Annotated in this window: 5 protein-coding genes; 2 read left to right on the top strand and 3 right to left on the bottom strand. The window is 63.7% G+C overall.

Features of this window, described 5'->3' with window-relative positions:
* Positions 1–266: 266 nt before the first annotated feature.
* The gene (locus Q2M23_RS42805; RefSeq protein WP_316399396.1) at positions 267–2,066 is read left to right on the top strand and encodes an adenylate/guanylate cyclase domain-containing protein; all 1,800 of its coding nucleotides are present in this window, start codon (positions 267–269) and stop codon (positions 2,064–2,066) included.
* Positions 2,067–2,336: 270 nt separating this feature from the next.
* Here the strand turns inward: Q2M23_RS42805 and Q2M23_RS42810 are convergent, their stop codons facing one another.
* From Q2M23_RS42810 to Q2M23_RS42820, 3 genes are all read right to left on the bottom strand, one after another.
* Positions 2,337–4,361, bottom strand: a complete 2,025-nt coding sequence (locus tag Q2M23_RS42810) for a pyrroloquinoline quinone-dependent dehydrogenase (RefSeq protein ID WP_316399394.1) — start codon at positions 4,359–4,361, stop codon at positions 2,337–2,339.
* Between the two features lie 71 nt (positions 4,362–4,432).
* Positions 4,433–5,881, bottom strand: a complete 1,449-nt coding sequence (locus Q2M23_RS42815) for a caspase domain-containing protein (RefSeq protein WP_168854958.1) — start codon at positions 5,879–5,881, stop codon at positions 4,433–4,435.
* A 129-nt stretch (positions 5,882–6,010) separates the two neighbouring features.
* Positions 6,011–6,238, bottom strand: coding sequence for a hypothetical protein (locus tag Q2M23_RS42820; RefSeq protein WP_016848541.1), 228 nt, complete (start codon positions 6,236–6,238; stop codon positions 6,011–6,013).
* 160 nt (positions 6,239–6,398) lie between these two features.
* Here Q2M23_RS42820 and Q2M23_RS42825 point away from each other — a divergent pair, with 160 nt between their 5' ends.
* A complete protein-coding gene (locus Q2M23_RS42825) occupies positions 6,399–6,851 on the top strand; it encodes a hypothetical protein (protein ID WP_316399395.1) in 453 nt (150 codons plus the stop codon).
* Positions 6,852–7,001: the final 150 nt, after the last annotated feature.

The following is a 7,001-nucleotide window of genomic DNA, read 5'->3' on the forward strand; positions in this document are numbered from 1 at the left end:
GACCACGTTGAATCTCCCTTAATATGCGATTCTCAACCCTCCAGATCGCGGCTTTCTGACTCAGTAAGACTAAAGCGTGATGAGAACAGGGCGTGTAGTCGAGAATCCAGTGTATGCGAGCGGGGATAGCGAGGTCGGTGTCGCTCTCAAAAGCCGATACCGGCGATGCTGTGGTGAATGTCCGGTCGAGGCCATCAGGCGATATTAGCAGTGTAGCCCGATCTCCCGATCCGTCGTACAATATCTCGTCGGTTGGGCTGAGAGCCATGGTGCAGGAGCGGCCATTCCCTGTCGAGCGGAGGTTGTCGGCGATATTAGCCGCCGATGTGGCTGGCTATTCGCGGCTCATGCACGATGACGAAGAGGCGACACACGCCAAATTGACAGCGCTCTTGGCGGACGCTGTTGTGCCAGCAATCGCTGAACACGGCGGACGCATCGTGAAGAACACTGGCGATGGGTTCTTGGCGGAGTTTACAAGCTCAGTTGAGGCTGTCCGAGCCGCCATACAGTTTCAGACCCGCATCAAGGAACTAACAATCCAAGAGAAGAAAGAAAGGCGCGTTGCCTTCCGCGTGGGAGTCAACATCGGCGACGTAATCGTCGAGGCCCATGACATATTCGGGGACGGCGTTAACATCGCGGCGCGGCTTGAAGGTTTCGCAGAGTCGGGCGGCATCTGCATCTCGTCTTCTGCCTACGATCAAGTGCGAGGCAAGGTCGGCGTTGAGTTCGTCGATTTGGGCGATCAAAACTTCAAAAACATCACCCGCCCGGTCCGGACCTATGCCGTGACCTGGGATGAACCCGGCCCAACGACACGATCTCACCGCACGGAATCGAGCGCGCTTTCACCGCCTCGTCTTTCCATCGTTGTGCTGCCATTCGCCAACCTCAGCGGCGATCCTGAACAAAACTATTTCGTCGACGGTGTAACCGAGAACTTAACGACAGACTTGTCGCGCATCAGCGGCTTGTTCGTAATCGCCCGGAACAGCGCGTTCTCGTACAAGGGCAAAGCAATCGACGTACGGCAAGTCGGCCGCGAGTTGAACGTCCGGTACGTGCTTGGAGGTTCCATGCAGCTCAGCGGCAAGCGGCTTCGAGTGAACGTGCAGCTCACCGATGCCGAAAGCCGCAAACATCTTTGGGCCGAGCGCTTCGAAAAGCCTGTCGCCGATCTTTTCGATATGCAGGACGAAATCGTATCGAGGCTCGCCAACTCGTTAGGTGCCCAGCTCTTTGTAGTCGAGGCACGAAAAGCGGAGCGGTTACTGCATCCCGACGCAATAGACCTGTTCTTTCAGGGTACTGCCTGCTTCTACAATGGGCCGACCCTTGAGCACGCGACCCGGGCGCGCGGCTTTTTTGAGCGTGCTTTGGTGATCGATCCCCGAGGGGCTGGAGCGATTTGGGCGTTGATCGGCATGGCAAACGTCGATCTGACAGTGGGAGCCGACCTGCTAACGGACGAGCGAGCCGCGCTTCTTTCGGCAGCCGAAGCGAACGCGATCAAAGCACTTTCACTAGCTCCCAACATTGCCGCGGCCCGTCTGATACTCGCACTCGTCTACATTAACACAAACCGCGCCGCGCAAGGGATTACCGAATGCGAGCAGGCATTAGCACTTGATCGCAATTTGGCTTATGCTCATGGCGTTATCGGTTTAGCCAAACTCTATATGGGTTGTCCTACCGAGACTGAAGGCCATGTACTCGAGGCTCTTCGTCTGTCCCCTCGCGATCTCGTTGCCAACCGGTTGATGCGTTTTGTGGGCACGGCGAAGCTACATCTCGGTGCGGATGCCGAAGCGGTCAGTTGGCTGCGACGAAGCATTGAGGCCAACCGCACTCATCCTCTTGCCCATTTTTCGCTCGCCGCTGCCTTGGGCTTGCTCGGCGCGCTGGATGAGGCGCGAACTGCTGCGAAAGCGGGATTTGCGCTCAACCCAGGCTTTACGATCCGCCGCTTGCGCGCCGCCAAGATAAGCGACAATCCTATTTATCTCGCGGGACAAGAGCGCCTTTGCGAGGGCATGCGCGTAGCCGGGGTGCCGGAGGGATGATGTCGGAGATGGGTCAAATGCGGCGGTCGAGGATCGTTGATGAGAAGTCCGGACTGCACCCAATACCGGACCAGTCAGAGGCGGCGAAGAACCTGAATTCATCGCGCTTTAGCGGAGCGAGGCGACGCTTGCATCATTTCGGAATAGTAGAAAAGTAACCCTGAGTTGCCCGACGTGTCAAGTTGCTTTTCGAACGCCGGCAGCTGCCGGCACCTTTGCATGGGGTTGTTTTCGATATTTTGGCGGCGCGGACCTGCGGCAGGTGAGCACCTAAGCGGATCGCGAGCGACGGCTCCGTCGCCAGCGCCACAACAGCGCAACGAGGGCGACGAGCACGAGACCGGCGGCCACAGCCTTGGCGGTGAACCGCCCGCCGGGCCGATCGATCAGGCGGGTCCACAACGATGCCCCCTCGCCCTGACGCGGCAGGCGAAACGCCACCACGCTATCGCCGATTGAGGTGCCGGCTTCGGAATGGCCGCCGGCGCCGATCACGACGTACTGCTCGCTCTTCCAGAGATAGGTCATCGGATTGGCGACGCCCGGCACCGGAAGGCGGCCGAGCCACAGCTGCTTTCCCGACCTGGCATCGAACGCGCGCAGATAGGCATCCATCGCGCCGGTGAACACCAGGCCGCCCGCGGTGATCGCGACGCCGTTGACCAGCGGCGTGCCGGTATTGAGCGCGATGCCGAGCGGCGCGAGATCCTCGCTGGTGCCGACCGACGAATGCCAGAGGATCTTGCCGGCCTTGAGATCGACCGCCACCGTCTCGCCCCATGGCGGCTTGTTGCAGGGCGACCCGACCGCCGACTTCGCCAGCGCCCGCGACATCGCGAACGGCGCCCCTTCCTGCTGGCCGAATTCATGACCCGGCGGCGGGTTGAAGCCCTTGGCCTGGTCGCGTGGAATCAGTGTGACGATGTGCGCCGCATGACTGACATTGGCGTAGAGGAGCTGATTGACCGGATCGAACGCCGCGCCGCCCCAGTTCACCCCGCCGCCTGTCATCGGATAGATCACGGTGCCTAGCGTCGACGGCGGCGTGTAAAGGCCCTCATTACGGGATTGCGCGAACAGCTTCTCGCAAGCCGGGCTCCCGATGCCCGGCAACAGACCGGCGACATCATCGGCCGTCATCCGCTGCGTCAGCAGCGGCGGCACATGGGTCGGGAACGGCTGCGTCGGCGACAGCCTCTCGCCCACGGCACCGTTCTGCGGCACCGCGCGCTCCTCGACCGGCCACACCGGCTTGCCGGTGTCGCGATCGAGCACGAAGACAAAGCCCTGCTTGGTCGGCTGGATCACGACGTCGCGTTGATCATCGCCGGTGTCGATCCGCGCCAGCGTCGGCTGCGCCGGCAGGTCGTAGTCCCAGACGTCGTGATGCACGGTCTGGAATGCCCATGCGAGTTCGCCGGTCTCGATCCGCAGCGCGACCACGGAATTGGCGTGCTCGTCATTGCCGGGGCGCTTGCCGCCCCAGAAGTCCGGACTGGGCGATGTCGTCGGCAGGAACACCAGGCCGCGCTCCTCGTCCACCGACATCGGCGCCCAGACATTGCTGTGGCCGGCCTCGACGCCATTGTGCACGAGCGGATCGAAGCTCCAGCGCGGCTGTCCGGTTCGCGCATCGAAGGCGCGCACCGCGCCGAGCGGCGCGTCGACCCGCCGGTTGTCGCCGATCGCGGAGCCCACCACGACCACGCCGCGTCCCGTCACCGGCGCCGACGTGATCTGAAACTCGCCCGGCCATTCCAGCTTCATGCCAACGTCGATCTTGATCTCGCCACCGTTGCCGAAATCGGCGCAAGGCTTGCCGGTTCTGGCGTCGAGCGCGATCAGGCGCCTGTCGTTGGTGCCGGTGAAGATGCGTGACTTGCAGGCGGCGCCTTCCGCCGCGCGATCATCCGTCCAGTACGCGACGCCGCGGCAGACAAAGCGATTGGCCGGCCGTTGCGCCATGCTGATCTTCGGATCGAAACGCCATTTCTGCGCACCGGTGCCGGGATCGAGCGCGATCACTTCGTTGAACGGCGTGCAGAGGATCAGGCTGTCCTCGACGAACAGCGGCGTCACCTCGAACTTGGTGCGCTTCATGACCTCGGGCGGGCGAGTATCGAGATCGCCGGTGCGGAATTCCCAGCCGCGCAGCAGCTTGCCGACATTGTCCGATGTGATCTGCGTCAGCGGCGAGAAGCGTTGTCCGCCGCGGTCGCCGCCCCAATACTCCCAGGCGCGCGCCGGCTGACCACACAGCAGCAGCGCGGCAAGCAGGCAAAACAGCGACCGCATCGCGTCCTCCCCCAGGATGCGATCACCGGGCGCCGCATCTCATGCGGGAAAGCATTTACGCGATCGTCGCGTCAGTATCCACCCCGGCGATAGCCGCCGCCGTAGTTGCCGCGATAACCACCACCGCCGCCGCCGATGCCGATCCCGATTCCGATTCCGATCGGCGGTCCGGCAGGCTCGTAGACCACGGTTGGAGGCGGACGGCGCACCACCACGACGTCGTCCTCAACGACGACGCGCGGCGGGCGCTTGCCCGCGCGCCGCGGCGGATCGGGATCGGCACGCTTTTTCACCGGCACGTTGGCCCTCTGCTGCAGCGGCTGTTGCGGCGGCGCCGCGTTGCAGGGACAGGTTGGTGCCGCCAGCGCGACGCTGGTCGCGGGCACGCTGAGCGCGACGGCGGGCGCCGGATCGGGACGGTAGCGCAGCCGTTCGATCATCTTGCGCGCGGTCGCTGTCAGGTCGGTGTCAGGATATTGCGCGAGGAAGCCGCGATAGGCCGCCGCCGTGTTGATGAGGATCGCGTTATTCCACGCTAGCATGCGGCGATGCCGGTCGAGCCAGTCGCGCGCCTGCAGGCCGCGCGGCGTGCCGGCGAAGATCGCGGCGAAGGCCTCATAGGATTCGTCGGAGCCATCGACCACCATCAGTTCATTCGCGGCCTCGATCGGCTTGCCCTGCAACTCGCGCTTCCATTCGTCGACCGTGCGTTTGGCCGCGGCCGGTGGCGGCGTCACTGCGGGCGACGCCGCTGTCCCCACCATGAAACGGAAGTCGTCGGTGAGCGAGGACGAGTCCCACGGCGTCTGGCGACCGTCGGTTGCCCTGTTCACCGCGAGGCGAACGCGCTTGAAGGTGTCCTCGATCGGGATGCCCGGCTCCTTGGCCGAGGCCAGCAACGCGGTGGTGTAGGGGCTGTTGGCGCCGCTGCCGTCCTCGGCTTCCGCTCCCGGCGAGGTCGAGAACGACACGAACGTGCCGGGCGCGCCGACCCTGGCATCGACGATGGCGAGCCCGTGCCCCGCGGTCTTGCTGAGCTCCGGGAAAGGATTGTTGCGGCAGGCATCGAGCAGCACGATGCGCATCCGACTCGGAACTGAGGTGAGCGTATTCAGGACGTCGTTGAGCCGAACCGCCTGGATCGGGATATCAGCCTCGCGCTTCGGATCGACATCGACCGGCACCAGATAGTTCTCGCCGTCGATCTGCAGGCCATGCCCGGCATAGAACACCAGCGCCACGGTATCGGCGCCTTTCGCCGCCACCTGGCCAGCGAAATCGCTGAGCCGTGCGCGCATCTCGTCCTGCGACAGGTCCGATGCGGCCGTCACCGCAAATCCGGCATCGGTCAGCATTTGCGACACAGCCTTGGCGTCGTTGGCCGGATTCGGCAGCGCGGGCACCGACTTGTAGGCCGACTGCCCGATCACCAGCGCCAGCCGGTTTTCCGCCGACGCCGGCACGGCGCCGAGCAGGATCGCTGCCGGAACGATCAGGCTGAGGAGCGAACGGCGAAGCATGGCGGCCTCCGACAATGACATCGAAGATGGGTCGGAGGCCGTCAGGCCAAGGTTCATGCCTTGCGGCAAATGTGCTGCCGACCGACGCCGGTCGAATGTCGAATGGCCGCCGAGACCTGGTGAGGCCGGCTATTTCGGCTTCTTGGCCGGATCCGCTGCCGGCTTGGTGACACCCCAGGGATCGTATTTCTCCTTGGGCTCGGGGATCCGATCGAGCGCGGCCTTGTAGGCCTTCTCGTCGACCTTGGGCTTCTGCTCCGTCTTCGTATCGCCTCCACCGCCCCCTCGCCGGCCCTGGGCCAGGGTGGGTGTCGCGAGCAGCGCCAGGATGACGGCAGCAACCGTGAAGCGTTTCATGTCAGTCTGTCTCCCCCCGCCGCCGCAGCAACATCCGGTAATACCTCTACCCCAACGATAACTTGTCGCTCGACATTTGTTGATCGACAAAGCGCCGCCTCACGCGAATTCAGCGCCACCAGGGGGCGCAATCCTGACGGCGGCACATTAAATGCGCTGAATGGGACAGGGACAAGTACATCTGGCGGCGCTGCTGGCCGGCGCCGCCTTAATATTGAGTGGCTGCGGCCTGGCGGACAGCCATGCGGTGTGGCCGGAGGCCTTGAAGGTCAAGGCCCCCGAGCCGGCGCCGCTCGAGATGCCTCCGGACGTCAAACGGCTGGTCGCGGGCAAGCTGGATTCGGTGTTCACGGCCGGTTCACAGCCGACCCATGTGAGGGTCTCCGCCCCGCTGCACGACCCGCGCGGCACCGGCTGGACGGCATGCGTACGCGCCGAGCTGACATCGGTAATCGGCAAGCCGCTGGGGACGCAGACCTATCGCGTCTTCATCAATGAAGGCTCGATCTTCGATCGCCGGCAGGTCGGGGCCGACGACAATTGCGTGACGGAGCCTTACGAGCCCGTCGAGAGCACCGTTGCGGTGGAAGCTCAACGGACCACCAAACCCTAGGTGGTGTGGACTCTAGGGATTCCCTTTTAGGAGCAAATCAGATTCAAGGCTGCTTTTGGGGAGGCCGCCTTGAGTGTGATGGACCGTTTGGTATTGAGCGACGCGGCGTGGAAGCGGATGGCGCCGTTGATCATAGGGCGCCCCGATCAG

Origin of the sequence: Bradyrhizobium sp. 33ap4, from assembly GCF_032654765.1 — a bacterium.
In the GTDB taxonomy this organism is placed as follows: domain Bacteria; phylum Pseudomonadota; class Alphaproteobacteria; order Rhizobiales; family Xanthobacteraceae; genus Bradyrhizobium; species Bradyrhizobium australafricanum.

Bases quoted from the DNA above. Each gene is read 5' to 3' on its own strand.
- Q2M23_RS42815 (WP_168854958.1), bottom strand. From the start codon at position 5,881: ATGCTTCGCCGTTCGCTCCTCAGCCTGATCGTTCCGGCAGCGATCCTG.
- Q2M23_RS42805 (WP_316399396.1), top strand. From the start codon at position 267: ATGGTGCAGGAGCGGCCATTCCCTGTCGAGCGGAGGTTGTCGGCGATA.
- Q2M23_RS42820 (WP_016848541.1), bottom strand. From the start codon at position 6,238: ATGAAACGCTTCACGGTTGCTGCCGTCATCCTGGCGCTGCTCGCGACA.
- Q2M23_RS42825 (WP_316399395.1), top strand. From the start codon at position 6,399: ATGGGACAGGGACAAGTACATCTGGCGGCGCTGCTGGCCGGCGCCGCC.
- Q2M23_RS42810 (WP_316399394.1), bottom strand. From the start codon at position 4,361: ATGCGGTCGCTGTTTTGCCTGCTTGCCGCGCTGCTGCTGTGTGGTCAG.